The organism is Aquimarina sp. MMG015 (genome assembly GCF_018100855.1).
GTDB classification, from domain to species: domain Bacteria; phylum Bacteroidota; class Bacteroidia; order Flavobacteriales; family Flavobacteriaceae; genus Aquimarina; species Aquimarina latercula.
Genome location: NZ_JAGJEB010000006.1, coordinates 93,825 through 109,339, shown reverse-complemented (window position 1 = coordinate 109,339; position 15,515 = coordinate 93,825). Strand labels below are relative to the sequence as shown.

Below are 15,515 nucleotides of genomic sequence, written 5' to 3'. Positions count from 1 at the left end.
AAGTCTGTTGTAGGTATTTTCAGGATATTAGTACAAAAGAGACAACTAACATATCAATCATCTTAGAGTCTCTTTTATACTACTCTTTAAATTATTGCTTTATAATTTGTTTTGTTACAATATTCTTTTGGTCAAATATTTTTATAAAATAAACGCCAGCCTTTAATTCTGAAACATTTAACTCTATCATATTTGTATCAGTAATTGTAGAAAATGTTTTAATTACTTTTCCTGATATATCAACTATTTTCATTTGTGCATTATTAAAACTATTATCCTGACTTATCATTAATTTATCCGACACAGGGTTTGGATATGCTTTTATTCTTATTACGTCATTCTCAACAATTGGATCTTTTAACTGTTCCTGACAATTAGGAGCTGTATTACTATTACTAAAATAAATTGTAAACGCTCCGCTTTTAGATACCAATGCAAAATTATCCCCATCAATTGTTGCGTAATAAGCACCATCTAAGTTAGAAAAACCTGTACCTGCAATGGTAATACTAGGTTGCGCAGTATTAAAATTTTGAATAGTAACATTAGTTTTTAAATCATTCCACCAGCTTGGAATTCCATTATTGGTATTCATAGAGAATTGCCAAAGACCATTATTTTGTAAATCCCAATTAACAGTAAAATTAGTAACATTACTTAAGTCCGGTCCGCCAGATCCAAGAATATATATATTGCTGTACGAAGCATTAGAAATAGTTGGTAAAGGGTTAGCTAATGGTGCTCCAAAATTACAATCACCTCCAGTATTTGATTCTGTAATCACAATAGTAGTAATTGCTGTATCAGAGATTCCGTCTGCATTAGATACTGTTAATACAACATCATAACTACCTGCCTCTACAAACACGTGATTTATAGTTACTCCAGAACCAGCAGTTCCATCTCCAAAATCCCAGCCATAAACCAATGCACTTCCATCTGATGATATAGAACCTGTAGCGTCGAAATTAATAGTTGCTGGCGCTACTCCCGAGTTATTGTCCGTAACTAAATTAGCAGTAACCGTGGAAACCGTATCGTCTATAACAATTATGGTTTTATTAGCAGTATCACTTAATGCTCCATCATTAACAGTAAGACTAACTTGATAAGTACCTGGTTGCGTAAACAAATGAGATATTCCTACTCCAGTGGCAGTAGATCCATCGCCAAAATTCCAAGAATAAGATAAATTGTCTCCATCAGGATCTGTGGATTCAGATGCATCAAATTGCACTGTTAAAGGTGCATTACCTGAGTCTATATCCGAAGTAAATCTAGCTGTAGGAGGAAGATTTCCTGTTCCTCCTACAACATTAGGAATAAATGGTGCCAAATGGGGAGTTAACACATCTAATTTCCATTGATTAACATTTGTCCAATCATCTTGTAAAATTCCTCCGGTATCTCCAGAATTTGGATTCATACTCCAAAATGTCCAAGAATAAATATCACCCATGAAATCTGTAAACTCGGTAAACCAGGTATAGGAAATACCTCCAAAAGCATCTTGATCTTTAATCCCAAATTCTCCTAAAAATAGTGGAGAAGTACCCTCTTCATATAAATAATGAAAATTATCAGTCCATAAACCAGGCATATTTTGAGGAAAATCGCTAGCAGTAAACCAGTCTTGTTGGGATACCTCAGGACCATATTCATGAGCAGAATACATAAGTTTACTTGGATCAGACAATTGAACTGGATATTTCTTTGCTCCCATTAATTGTCCACCCCACCAATATGAGTTTCCTTCAAATTCTCCTACACCTTCAATTATAATTAAAACATTCGGATTTGCCTGAAGAACTGCATTACCACAACGTTCTGCTGCCTTATTCCAATCTGTATCAGGGTTACTATCACCCCAAGTAGATCCATGAGGTTCGTTATTTAAATCCATAGCTACCACTGCAGAGTAATTCTTATAACGATCAGCTATAAAAACCCAGTCGTTAATCCAACGTTCCTCAGAATATTCTGGAGTATACCAAACCGCCTCGTTTAAAAAACCATCAGCGGCTCTAGAATGATTATCTAATACAATCTTCATGTCATTTTCCTGACACCATTTTACAAAAATGTCAAATAATTCTATTGGCTTGCTTACCGTTGCTTCTTCTTCATTCATTGGTGATACTCCGCTATAGGCATCAGTACCATAAGAATTTATGGCAATAGAAGAACTCGGGTTTAACATCTCGTTACACCAAGGAACCCGTATGGTATTAAAACCTAAATCTTTAATTTGTTGTAAAACACTTTTCATATCTCTTGACCAAATTCCATGAGGAGAATAGTTTTGTGTTTCAAAACCAAACCAATTTACACCAGTTAGACGTACTTCTTTTCCTGTTGTATCATATAATTTATTTCCTGATACAGTTAAGAAATTTTGTTGTTGTGCTATAATTTCTGTAATACTGCTGAAAAACAGTAACAGAATCATCATATAATTTATAAATCGTTTCATGTATATATTTTTTTCAATAATTAGCGTAGTTATTGTAATTGGTATTAGTTTGCTCAAAATTGTGGTAACTGAAAAGTATATGACAAACCTATGATTTTAGCAAACTTTTGTTCATTTATACTTTTAAGAAGATGTCTATATATTCAGACTTAAAAAAGAATAAAAAAAGTAAGAGAGAGGTTGTACAACCTCTCTCTATTTTTTAAAATTAGTTTTTAATAATTTTATTTCTGAATTTATCTCCAGTAGTTATATCATATATTTCTAAAATATACATTCCAGAAGGTAATCCATTAACAGAAAGTCTAGTAGACTTTTGTTCATTTTTCATAGATTCTGTTCTGATCACATTACCAGCAATATCTATCACTCTAATTCTAACATTTGTCATATCAAAATTAGTAGAAAGTGTAATATAATCCGAAGCAGGATTTGGTGTAGCACTTACGGTAAGTTCTTTTTCTGGAGCTTTAACTCCTGGTTCTTGATCTCCAAAAAAGAATCCAAATTCTGCATTAGCTAATGCTACTTCTATCTGAGCCCAACTTCTATGATAACGTTGTGTATATTCCTCTCCAGCATTGTATGCTGCTTCTAATCTATCAAAATCTGGATCATTTTTATAATCTGATCTTATATCTAGGAATGTAACTCCAGGTTTAATCTGATCTCCATTAGGCATTGTTCCGCTAAAACCATTAGGAATGTATACTTCTTCTTCAAAGATTCTTGCAAAATCTCCTCTATCTTCTGGAGAAGAAACCCCTTTATCATCTCTATACGTATTCCACATTCTATCTAATACTTCTTTAGCTAAATCACGAGATTCTGTATCTAAAGTAGCATGCTTTTGGGTTGCTGCTGCATAATAAATAAGTGCCTTTGCCATAGAAGCTGCCACACCTAAATCTTTACCATAATCTGTAACTACAACACTAAGGTTATCATTACTTCCAGGACTATCTGGATTCCAAGTATCTGGTTCACCAGTCCACTCTAAAGTAGCAGGTATTTCGAAATCATCTGTTCCGATAAGTTTTACTTCACTTTTAACCCATGTTGCCCATTTATCCATCAGAGATTTTGCCATTGGATCGTTTGTGATATAGTAATACTCTGCCACTCTCTCCATAGACCAAGCTTGCCATCCGAACCAAGTTCCACTTCCTGGATCATGATATACAGGATCAGTATCAAAAGCCATATCGTAGAATGTAGATTTACCAGCAGGATATGGACTATAATCTCCATTCCAACTATTAGTAGCTCCACCAGCAATAGCACCTTCTTTAGACTGTAGCCAAGTATAAAATTCCATTTGTCTTTTTAAACTTTCAGTCCAATCTCTTTCTCCATTCTGAGATATTGGTTTCAACTCATCTACCTGTGTTAAAGCATAAGCCGCCATAGGATTCTGATATCCGAAGTGGCAATGACTAGAACTTATTCTAAAGGCCCATTGCGAAGCAGGATCTGCCGAACCACCCCAAGACATGTACCACGACATTAAGTAATGTGCACTGTCATATCCAGATCCCGCTCCACTGGTCGCACTTTGTACTCCCATGGGTTTAAAATACTTATCAAACATTGATAGCCTAAGGAAATCTCCCATTTTAGATGCTTTATCTAAATCTAAACTTCCTAAACTTGCACCTTGTTCTTTTGCATACACTTGAGCCCAATACATTGCTTGAACTGCTCTTGCATCTGCATCCGGAGCACTTGTATATCTCCATTGTTGTGCATAATTTTGATCTTCAATAAATAGTGGAAGATATCCATTGGTTCCTCCCCAGTCGAAACTCTCCCAAGATGGGTGAGGTACAGTTTCATAAACTGATTCCTGTTCTCCTCTTTGGAAAGTATTTATATATGATGGTGTACTTACGCCATCACCTCTGTTACCATATCCATAAAAGTTATCATTATCTAATAACCAATGCATCTGATAAATATCAGCACCGTATGTTGCAGTTAAATCTGGTGAAACTGGATCTGATCCAACCGGAGCACTAAAATTAAGTGGTGCCGGATAATCACTTGGCAATGGGAATTCACTTGCGAATGCTGCTGGAGATGAAGCATTATAGGCACCATTACTAGGCTGATCCGCTGTAGTAGGAATTATAAATTCCTCAATTTTATTCCAAACATTATTTAACGGAGCCCAATCTTGTGTAATTCTACCGTTCATAACTTCTAGCCACAACCAGTACGAATATAATTCACTAGTTGATTCATGACCGTGATCAGGAGCTTCTACAATTAATGTTTCCACTGAGTGATGTGGAGAACCATCTGCACTAAAATATCCATTTGCAGGATCATAGAACTCATTTCTCATTTCGATAAAACGATCGATATATGCATTTTCACCAGTAGGAGGGTTAATTATAATATCACCATCCGTTACCGTAATTGTTATCACTGCCTGATCTGTACCTCCATTACCATCATCCACAATTAATGTTACCGAATAATCTCCTACAGAAGTAAATGTATTTTCTACAGTCACTCCATTAGCAGTATTGCCATCTCCAAAATCCCAAGCGTAACTTAATGCATCTCCATCTGCATCGATAGAAGCAACTGCGTCAAATATTACTAAAAGTGGTGCTTCTCCAGAAATAGGGGTTGCAGAAATATCCGCCACAGGATCTGTATTTCCTCCTCCAGTATCGCCACAATCAGGCGTTGTAGGACTTAAACTGAAATAAAGTGTGAATCCATTATTTTTAGAAACCATTACAAAATTATCTCCATCTACATTCACCCAATACTCGCCATCCAAACCACTAATCTGAGTTCCTGTTAAAATAGCTTCTGGTTGAGAAGAGTTAAAATTATGAGTTAGATTTCCACTAAGATCTACATACCAATCAGGAGTACCATTATTTGTATTTAATGCAAATTGATATAATCCGTTATTTTCTAGATTCCAGTTGATAGAAAACTCTCTAATATTACTAGGATCTGGACCTCCATCGCCTAATACAAATACGTTAGTATATCTATTATCAATAGATGGTAATGCTGATGCAATTGGTGTATCAAAAGTACAATCGCCACCAATAGTGACTGGATTTCGGATGACAGCTATAGAATTCGAAAAATCAAAATCTCCTACTAAATCCGAAACATTCGTATTTGGTGTTAAACCTTGTAATCCATCCTCATAACTTAAATGCCAAATTAAACAAGTTCCTGTTCCTGCTCCATCAAAATCAACATCTTCGATGTTTCCTGGTAATCCAAGAATAACATTCTGATCATCTGTTACTACCCATTGAAAATTAGTACCTGTATTTCCTGCTAAAGAAATTCCAGAAACATTGTCTGTAATACCATCTCCAACGGTAAACGTGAACGGACCTCCTGATATAACTCCTCCATCAGGACCTGGTTGGTTTACTGGATTTCTTACTACATCAATTGAGTTAGAAAAATCAAAATCTCCTACTAATGCTGAAACATTATTATTTGCTTCTAAACCTTGTAATCCATCTTCATAACTTAAATGCCAGATTAAACAAGTTCCTGTTCCTGCTCCATCAAAATCAACATCTTCGATATTTCCTGGTAATCCAAGAATAACATTCTGATCATCTGTTACTACCCATTGAGAATTAGCGCCTGTATTCCCAGTTAAAGTAATTCCTGATACATTATCAGCAACACCATCCCCTACTGTAAATACAAATGGGCCTCCAGTGATACTACCACCATCCGTTATAATTGGATTCGATATTCCTCCATCACAATCCGGTGCAGTTGCAGAAGTGCTAAAATAAATAGTAAATCCACCAGTCTTAGAAACTAAAACAAAATTACCCTCATCGATTGTTACATAATATGAACCATCAAGCCCGACAAAACCAGAACCTGTAATTGTAATCTCTGGCTGAGAAGAATTGAAGTTTTGTGTAATGTTTGGTAAAAAATCATTCCACCAACTAGGAGTACCATTATTGGTATTCATAGAAAACTGATATAATCCATTATTTTCTAAACTCCAGTTAATATTAAACTTGGCAATATTATCCAAATTTGGTCCTCCATCTCCTAAAACAAAAATATTCTGAAACTCCTCATTAATAGAAGGTAATCCATTAGGTATTGGAGTATCAAACGTACAGCTTACACTACCATCAGTAATAGTAATAGCTTTTGTCACTGCATCTGTATCTCCCGAAGCATTTGTAACTGTTAGTGTTACAATCACTTCTCCTATATCTGTATATGTAGCGGAAGTGGTTACTGTAGAAGCTGTTTGACCATTCCCTAGATCCCAACTATATGTAAGACTTCCTCCTGTTGGATCTGCAGATCCAGAGGCATCAAAAGTAACATCTAATGGTGCAACTCCTGAATCTGTACTTACAGTAAAAGCAGCTACTGGACTTCCATCTGTAACTGTAATTGTTATGGTTTTTGTATCTTCTTTACTACCATCACTTACCGTAAGTTGAGCATCATATTCTCCTATTACAGCATATTCATGTGCAATTGTTACTCCAGACCCTGATTCTCCATCACCAAAATCCCATACATATGTCAAAGAATCACCATTTTCATCGGAAGAAGCTGACGCGTCAAAATTAACTATTACCGGAGCTATACCTGTAGTTGGTGTTACTGAAAAATCAGCTATAGGTGCTATATTCCCATCAAGTACGGTAATTGTTCGTGTAAATTCTGAGGAAGTATTAGTTCCATCATTAACTGTAAGAGTTACTAAATAAGATCCTATCTCTGTATATGTAATCAATGGATCTACAACAGAAGATGTTTGACCATTACCAAAATCCCAATTATAACTCAATGAATCTCCATTCGGGTCAGACGAAGCTGAAGCATCAAACGAAACCTCTAATGGAGCCGTTCCTGATTCTGGAGTAGCCGTAAAAGATGCTGTTGGTACTTCACCACCATTAGGCTCTCGTCCTCCTACTAATATTCCATCTGCATAGATTGGTACATTATCTGAAATTTGTAATCCACTGGTTAATCCTTGATACGAAAAATCATTAGATGCATCCCAAGCCGATTCTGGAGCACTAGTAGGTAATGAAACTCTTAGTTGAATTTCACTTCTATACTCGCCTTGACCTCCAGGAAAAGGCATATTATCTTGATCAACTTCTATTTCTGCATAATAAATATTACTAGAAGCATCCCATTCTTGTAAACTATTAATTGTTGTGTTTCCTGCTCCACGAGCAGTAAGCTCGTAATCACTAGCAGTAAATCCAGCTGCAATACCTTCTGAAATATCAACAAAATAACGAGCTTTTAGAGTATTTGGTACTCTCGCTGGCCATCCAGAACGGTTATTTAACCATATTGCAACTTCTGTAAACTTTGACTGATCATTATTTAGTTTAACCTCGTTAGCAAACTCTAATCCAGGAGTCTCTGGCTGTGGAAAATTAGGTAATGATGACCCTCCAAATTCCATCACCATTCTTGCTAAAACTCCTTGATAACAAGCATTATAATCTGTAGCTACTTCATTCGCTTGAAAGTCATCTCTATCCTCTATGAAGAAATCATCTGGCTTAGCAGGACCTCCCATTAATGCGCCCCACATAGTGTGTCTTGATTCTATTGGGTTAGCACTACTCCTAGACCAACTAGAATGTTGTCCTCTATGGTGAGGTTTTGTAGGAGGATTTACTCCAAAACCTGTAACCAAACTTCTGTTGTTAGGATTATCGCCTAAGGCATAATTTACCTGATTAATCGCAAAATTACGATACTGAGTACTTTTTGGTGTGTTCACATTATCACTATAAATAAGTGCGGTAAGGGATGCATTCATTGCATGACGCAAAGATCCCCATTGTGTTAAATGTGCTTGACCACCTGGAGAATAATTAACTCCTCCGTTTCCTTCTTGCCACCAATCTAAATGACGCTCGGCATCAATTTTATATGTTTCTTTTCCGGTAATAATTGATAACAAAACCATATTACCATATGACTTATCTTCCCATACGAGACTCCATAAAAAATCTGGCTGCGCATATTCCGCTTCAGCTTTATCCAAATATTTTTGATCTCCTGTAGCTTTGTACAACCAAAGTGCTCCCCAGGTTAATTCATCTTGATAATTACCAGATGTATAAGTACCTACAGCTGGTATATTACCTTCTGAAGTATAAAGTCCTCTATGATTATCTCCGAATTCATACAATTCAATTGCATGACTCAATAACGTAGCACTGTAAGCAGGATCGCTATCTTTAAAGATTATACTTGCTGATGCAAGTGCAGCGGCTGTCTCACAAGCTACATCTGTACCAGGATTGCTTGTGGTTAAAGCATATGATTTTCGTTGTCCATACATAGGATGCACGTCAACCATTTCTGCTGGCATCCAGAAATTATGATCTTGTGATTTACTATCCGCTACCTGCGCATAAAAAACATTAGGAGAGGGATGACATTTAATAAAATAATCCGTAACCCATTTAATGTTTCTTTTAAAATGTTCTGTCTGATTTGCCGTATCATATCCGTCCTTATACTCTAGGAATCCCCAGTTTAGAGCAGTTACAGAAAAAGCCATTGGAAAACCGAACTTAACGTGATCTCCAGCATCATTCCAACCTCCGGTTAGATCAAGACCTACATCTGCTCCATCATTGACTCCCGAATCGGATCGCCAACTTATTCTATTCCAATCTGGTAACTTTCCGGACTGTTGTGTTTCATAGAAAAGCAAAGACTTTTGCAGTGCTTCTCCATAATTGAACTGTGCTGATGATTTAGCACAGAATAAGCACAATAATATAATAGTACTTATCTTAATTAAATTTCTCATTGTTAGTGTAGTTTTAAGAATTGTGTTTTGAAAATTGTTTTTGATTTTGATTTTATAAGCAGTGAAAATAGTCTTATGCAGACTAGTCATATACTTCGATTTATTAATTGATCTGGTCTAAAGAGAATCCGATATAGTATTCTTAGAATTCGTTCAATAAATTGGTTGACCAATTTATTGAAACCTAAATATTCATTGATACTATTAACTCTCCTTTGAAGCTTTGTTTATTTTTTTACTGTAGTGTCTTAAATCTTTAGTTAAGACCAATAGGTTTAGAATGATGAAAAAAATTCGATTCTAAATAAAATAACATAGAAGACAATGCTATTTTGTTTTTTTTGAGTTTGTTCATAGGTTAGTACAGTTTTAAGTTAATTGTCATTAAAACCATATCAAACATAAATTGGGAAAATGCTTGACATGACGATTGTTACGTTTACTTTTCCGTTCATCGATAAACTCTTTTATCAAATCTTGATTTAGTTATTAAGGTTTGATCTAAAAATATCGTTTGAAACGTTGAATAAAGTTATGACAACTCTCAGGTAAAAAAGTAACACTAGTCACCTTTACTAAGTCTTAACAAGTTTTATCTAAAACTTGTTAGTTTCTAGCATTAATCTCTGAGCTTACTGTTTCTGGGGCGTAAAGGAAGAATCAAAATACTTTTCTTAAATCTTAAAAAAAGAAAAAAGTTTCGTTGTTAAGAAGATGCTAAGAAAAAAGAATGCAAAAAAGGACAAAAAAAAAGATGATTTACAAAAAAAGAAAACCTTCTCAATGGTAAAACCACAGCCTAAATTAACAAAAAATCATTTTTAAATGTTTTTTCTTATAAAAATTTTCATAAAAAAGTTAAATTTTTAAACAAGAAACAACTTACAGAATTTTTACACTTTTACACAATATTAGACAAAAAGCGCAAAATTCCCCAAAAAAAACAAACTATATCAACGTGTTTTAAGAAGTTTTTACGCCTAAATTTTTATTAAATTAACTTCGAAAATTACTTGACTCCATATTTATCAAAAAGATAAATTAAACTTGTCATAGTGGCAGCACCTAATTCTAATTCTCTTTTATTAATAGCATCAAAAGTATCATTCTTAGCATGATGATAATCAAAATACCGTTGAGAATCTGGACGAAGTCCGGCCAATACTATTCCATCTTTTTTTAATGGACCTATATCTGCTCCACTACCTCCCTGAACAAAATAATGAATCAAATAAGGTTCAAAAAGAGGTTTCCAACTTTTAATCTGATCAAAATTTTCATTACTACAGTCAAAAGAAAAACCTCTTGGAGTAAAACCACCTGCATCGCTTTCTAATGCAAATACATGATTCTCCCCTTTATTTTTAGCTACAGCTGCATATTTTTTACCTCCTCTTAGTCCATTTTCTTCATTCATAAATAAAACTACTCTAATGGATCTTTTTGGTTTATATCCTGTATCTTTAAACAACCTAAGTACTTCCATAGATTGTACTACTCCTGCTCCATCATCGTGTGAGCCGTCACCTAAATCCCAAGAATCCAGATGCCCTCCTACAACCATATATTCATCAGGGAATTCACTACCCGTAATCTCTCCTATTACATTAAAAGATTCCACATCCTTCCAACTACGGCAATTCATATTTAATAAGAACTTAACCTTTGGGTTTAGCGTTAACATGGAGTGTAATAATTCTGCTCCATTTGTACTTATTGCAGCTGCCGGAATCTTTTCTAAATCAGTTAGTTTTCCATAACTCATTGAACCTGTATGCGGAAAATCATCTAATCTCAAGTTCATTGATCGTACAATTACACCAACCGCTCCGAACTTAGCAGCTTCTGCAGCTCCAGAATAGCGTTGATCTACACATCCACCATAAGCTTCAAAAGTATTAATTAAATCAGCTTGCATCGGACGGTTAAAGAATACTATTTTTCCTTCTATCTTATCTGTTCCAAGTTTTCGAAGATCCTCTAAATCCTTTACTTCAACTATTTCGGCCTTAACTCCACCTATAGGTGTAGGAACAGAACCTCCAAGAGCGCAAATTGGGACATTCGTTGTTTGTCCAGGATCCGTTTCTATATAAGCAAATTCAGTAACTCCTCTTGTCCATTTAGGTACCATTACAGATTGCAACCATACTTTATCCAGCCCTATATCTTTAAGTTCCTGTTCTGTCCATTCCACTGCTTTTTGAGCATTTAAAGATCCTGACAACCTAGGCCCTATTTGATTAGATAAATAATCCAACCAAGTATAGCTTTTACCTTCTAATAATGAAGTTGTATAAAAGTTTTTAATTGCTATTGAATCTTCTTTTCTGTTATCCTTTTGACTATAAGAGGAAAAAGAAAAAGTTATAAAAAGGATAAAGACTATATTTCTCACAGATGTATTTTTTATAATATTATTTTAAATGTAATCGTATTATTATTCGTTTTCCAGTTGTTGCTTATATTGTTCTATATTAGACTTGGTTTTTTCGTCTAATTCCGGCTCTCTTATATCATCAAATTTTATCAAAGTATCATATAATGTTTTTGCTACAATATATCTTGCGGTGGGTTTATCATCTGCAGGAATTACATACCAAGGTGCATGTGGTAGGGATGTTTTATTTATTGCTTCTTGATAACAAGATTGATAATCGTCCCATAGTTTTCTTTCCTTAAGATCTCCTGAAGAAAATTTCCAGTTTTTTTCTTTCTTTTCTAACCTACGAAGTAATCTGTTTTTTTGTTCTTCTTTGGATAAATGAAGATAAAATTTATAAACAAGTGTCCCGTTATCTGCTATATGTTTTTCAAAATTTCTTATCTGCTCAAAACGCTTTTCCCAAAACTCATCATTTATATCATCTACAGAATTAATATTCGGTAGTTTTTCGCCTATAATATATTGTGGATGTACTCTAGTCACTAAAACATTTTCATAATGTGTTCTATTAAAGACAGAGAATCTTCCACGTTGTGGCAACGCTATATAATGTCTCCATAAATAATCATGTCCAAGTTCTAATTCCGTAGGAACTTTAAAACTATGTACAACAATTCCTCTCGTATTAAAATCTTTAAAAACTTCTCGGATAAGACTGTCTTTCCCAGCTGTATCCATTCCTTGTAAACAAATTAAAATGGCATATTTATCGTGCGCATATATTGTGTCTTGAAATTTGCCTAATTTTTCTCTGACCTTTTCTAGTTCTTTTTCAATTTTTTTTTCACTCTCTCCGAGGTCATAAGTTGTAGGAATTTTTGACAATTCTATCGGTTGAGAAACTTTAAAATCTTCGTGATCTATTTTATTCATAGTTTGATTTGTATTATCTCTGGTAAGATACTAAAGTTTTAGATTGGTCAAAAAAGAAAAATGTTAAGTAAGATTAATTACTTAAAGGATATTTGAGAATAAAAGAGGGGTAATGTAATGTATTCTAAAATTCTTTGGATGTAATCTCAAGATATATTCCTCTCATTCATAATACGATTCTTGAGAAGATATAAAGGTCAAAATAAAGAGTAACTTTTACCACAATAAAACAACATCATTATCGTGCATCAAAGTCATAACTAAATCCAATAAGAAACGTATGATATTGTTTCCCAAGGCTTTTTAAATTAAATTCGGCAAAAATATGAACAGGAACGGCAATTTGATGTAAAGCTCGTAATTTAATTTGAGCTCCATGATTAAAATCTCCACTTCTAAACGCTATTAAAGCATCATCTTCTATCTCTTCAAAAACACTAGAATCGTTTCCTATGTAACCAAACCCTGCAGTTATCGTTGTTGGATACCAATTAAACAAAATTAAATTAACTCCGAGAGCAAGTTCATTGTACCCTTCTATCTCATCGCTTGTTCCAATCGAAAACAAACGATTATATTCTCCCATATAGGTTGTATAGCAATTTGGAGCGTATTCTATTCTTACTCCCAGCCCAACTTCTTCTATCGAACTAAAACTTTTAATAGCAACTACCCCATAATTTATTGCACTTGGTTCATACTGCGCATTCAATACAGATGAAAGGCAAGCTAATATAATTACAAACAGTATTCTCTTCATTTTTGGGGTCAATATATTTTAGGGGTAAGTCGCAAGATAATGATTCTTCTTACTTCGCAGCAAAAAGTTTAACATCCTCCTCGCTAACTTCCTTTCCACCAAGTATTATAAGACGTTCCACAACATTACGTAATTCTCTAATATTACCGGTCCAATCATATTGCTGTAATTGCTTAACTGCTTTATCCGAAAAAGTCTTAGCAGGAGATCCTTGTTCATTAGAAATTTTCTTTGTAAAGTAATCTACTAATAAAGGAATATCTTCTCTACGGTCGTTTAATGCTGGTACTTTTATTAGGATCACCGCTAATCGATGATATAAATCCTCTCTAAATTTATTGTCTGCAATTTCCTTTTTAAGATCCTTATTTGTTGCAGCTACCACTCGTACATCTACTTTAATATCTTTATCACTACCAACTCGCTGTATTTTATTTTCTTGTAAAGCTCTAAGTACTTTGGCCTGTGCAGAAAGACTCATATCTCCAATTTCATCTAGAAATATAGTTCCGCCATTTGCTGCCTCAAATTTACCTGCACGATCTTTATTAGCAGAGGTGAATGCTCCTTTTACATGACCAAAAAGCTCACTTTCGATTAATTCACCCGGAATAGCAGCACAATTCACTTCTATCATTTGACCTTTAGATCGTTCACTTTTTTGATGTATCCAATGTGCTACCAATTCTTTACCAGTACCATTTGGACCTGTTATAAGAACTCTTGCATCCGTCGTTGCCACTTTTTCGATAATATTCTTTATATCAGAAATAGCTGTGGACTCACCGATCATTTCATAATTTTTAGAGACCTTCTTTTTAAGCATTTTGTTTTCGACAACTAATTCTTTTCTGTCTAAAGCATTACGAACAGTATTTAGTAATCGATTAAGATCTGGTGGTTTAGAAATATAATCAAAAGCCCCTAATCTCATGGTATTTACAGCTGTATCTAAATCACCATGACCCGAAATCATAACCATAGGAACTTCTGGTTTTATTTTCTTTACGGCTTCTAATACTTCTACCCCATCCATTTTAGGCATTTTGATATCACATAGTACTAAATCGAAATCCTCATTCTTGATTTTTTCAATTCCAACTAATCCGTCTTCTGCCTCAAAAACTTCATATTTATCACTTTCCTCTGATAATATCTTAACGAGCACTCTTCTGATTGCCGCTTCATCCTCTATTACTAATATTTTTGCCATTATAATTTTAATTTAATTCCACCTCTCAGATAAAATGTATTTCTATCATTGAGAATTAAAACATTTTCTTGATTCTTATCTCGCAAGCGAATTTCATTACTTAAAGTATATCCACCATATGCAAATAACAATAAGTGTTCCGTAAAATAGTATTCATACCCCAAAGCACTATTAATTAATAACATTGAAGCGTTTTCTGCAGTTTTAGTCTCGCCATTTTCATCGACAAACACCCTATTATTCTGTATGTTACCATAAAATCGATCTAGCCCTATAAATGCTTGTAAAGTATTGGTCTCATTAAAAAAATACTTTATACTTGTTTTTGGTGTTCCTATAGAATATGACCAACTTGGATGAAATCGTTTAGAATAATTAATTATAGGCAACGGAAAGTTAATACTGGCTGGTGCAGCATATCGCAATCCCAACACTAATCTTGCAGATTTTGGAGATGTCTTCTTTCCATAACTTTTTACAAAGTAAACCGATCCTACATATCTAAAATCATCTCCGTCTATTCCAGAACCTTCAAGATTAGAGGAAAGACGTGCTCCCAGTTTAGCCCCGAATCTCCAATTATTCTTCATTTTATAGGTATATCCTAATTCAAAACCTATCGTATGAAATTCTTGAAGACCATCTTTATCAACGATTATAGAATCATCATTTAACAATAAGTTATTTAATCTATACTGAAATGACATCACCAAATAAGTTCCCTTGTCATCCATCTTAATTGGATAGTTTCCAGAAATTCTTAAACTATTATATTCATTATCACTATTAGCTTGCGGAATATACGCGTACTCTACCCTAGCTAAATTAGTATCCTGTGATCTTACCGTATTAATAATACAGCAAAGAGTAATACAAATTATTAGTAAGGTTCTATTATTCATTTTTATATCTAGGGGCTAT

The 15,515-nt window shown here is 34.3% G+C and carries 7 protein-coding genes; all 7 read right to left on the bottom strand.

The genetic code is table 11. The features are described from left to right. Positions 1-91 precede the first annotated feature (91 nt). The 7 genes from J8L88_RS12820 to J8L88_RS12790 all read right to left on the bottom strand — a co-directional run bounded on the left by J8L88_RS12820 (position 92) and on the right by J8L88_RS12790 (position 15,496). Complete coding sequence (locus J8L88_RS12820) at positions 92-2,473, bottom strand: cellulase family glycosylhydrolase (RefSeq protein WP_211060920.1); 2,382 nt, start codon at positions 2,471-2,473, stop codon at positions 92-94. A 208-nt stretch (positions 2,474-2,681) separates the two neighbouring features. After that, complete coding sequence (locus tag J8L88_RS12815; protein WP_211060919.1) at positions 2,682-9,302, bottom strand: glycoside hydrolase family 48 protein; 6,621 nt, start codon at positions 9,300-9,302, stop codon at positions 2,682-2,684. 1,009 nt (positions 9,303-10,311) lie between these two features. Further along, complete coding sequence (locus tag J8L88_RS12810; RefSeq protein ID WP_027395472.1) at positions 10,312-11,700, bottom strand: M20/M25/M40 family metallo-hydrolase; 1,389 nt, start codon at positions 11,698-11,700, stop codon at positions 10,312-10,314. 42 nt (positions 11,701-11,742) lie between these two features. Beyond that, entirely contained in the window at positions 11,743-12,621 is an 879-nt protein-coding gene (locus J8L88_RS12805; protein ID WP_027395471.1) for a PPK2 family polyphosphate kinase, read from the bottom strand. A gap of 238 nt (positions 12,622-12,859) precedes the next feature. Then, positions 12,860-13,381, bottom strand: a complete 522-nt coding sequence (locus J8L88_RS12800; protein ID WP_027395470.1) for a hypothetical protein — start codon at positions 13,379-13,381, stop codon at positions 12,860-12,862. 49 nt (positions 13,382-13,430) lie between these two features. Further along, on the bottom strand, positions 13,431-14,594 hold the full coding sequence (locus J8L88_RS12795; RefSeq protein ID WP_027395469.1) for a sigma-54 dependent transcriptional regulator: 1,164 nt from the start codon (positions 14,592-14,594) through the stop codon (positions 13,431-13,433). Beyond that, positions 14,594-15,496 carry a DUF6268 family outer membrane beta-barrel protein gene (locus J8L88_RS12790; protein WP_035086660.1) on the bottom strand — a complete coding sequence of 301 codons (903 nt, stop codon included), beginning with the start codon at positions 15,494-15,496 and terminating at the stop codon, positions 14,594-14,596. Before J8L88_RS12790 ends, J8L88_RS12795 begins: the two co-directional genes overlap by 1 nt. Positions 15,497-15,515 lie beyond the last annotated feature (19 nt).

Coding starts and splice junctions, on each gene's coding strand:
- J8L88_RS12815 (WP_211060919.1), bottom strand. CDS start 9,302: ATGAGAAATTTAATTAAGATAAGTACTATTATATTATTGTGCTTATTC.
- J8L88_RS12790 (WP_035086660.1), bottom strand. CDS start 15,496: ATGAATAATAGAACCTTACTAATAATTTGTATTACTCTTTGCTGTATT.
- J8L88_RS12800 (WP_027395470.1), bottom strand. CDS start 13,381: ATGAAGAGAATACTGTTTGTAATTATATTAGCTTGCCTTTCATCTGTA.
- J8L88_RS12805 (WP_027395471.1), bottom strand. CDS start 12,621: ATGAATAAAATAGATCACGAAGATTTTAAAGTTTCTCAACCGATAGAA.
- J8L88_RS12820 (WP_211060920.1), bottom strand. CDS start 2,473: ATGAAACGATTTATAAATTATATGATGATTCTGTTACTGTTTTTCAGC.
- J8L88_RS12795 (WP_027395469.1), bottom strand. CDS start 14,594: ATGGCAAAAATATTAGTAATAGAGGATGAAGCGGCAATCAGAAGAGTG.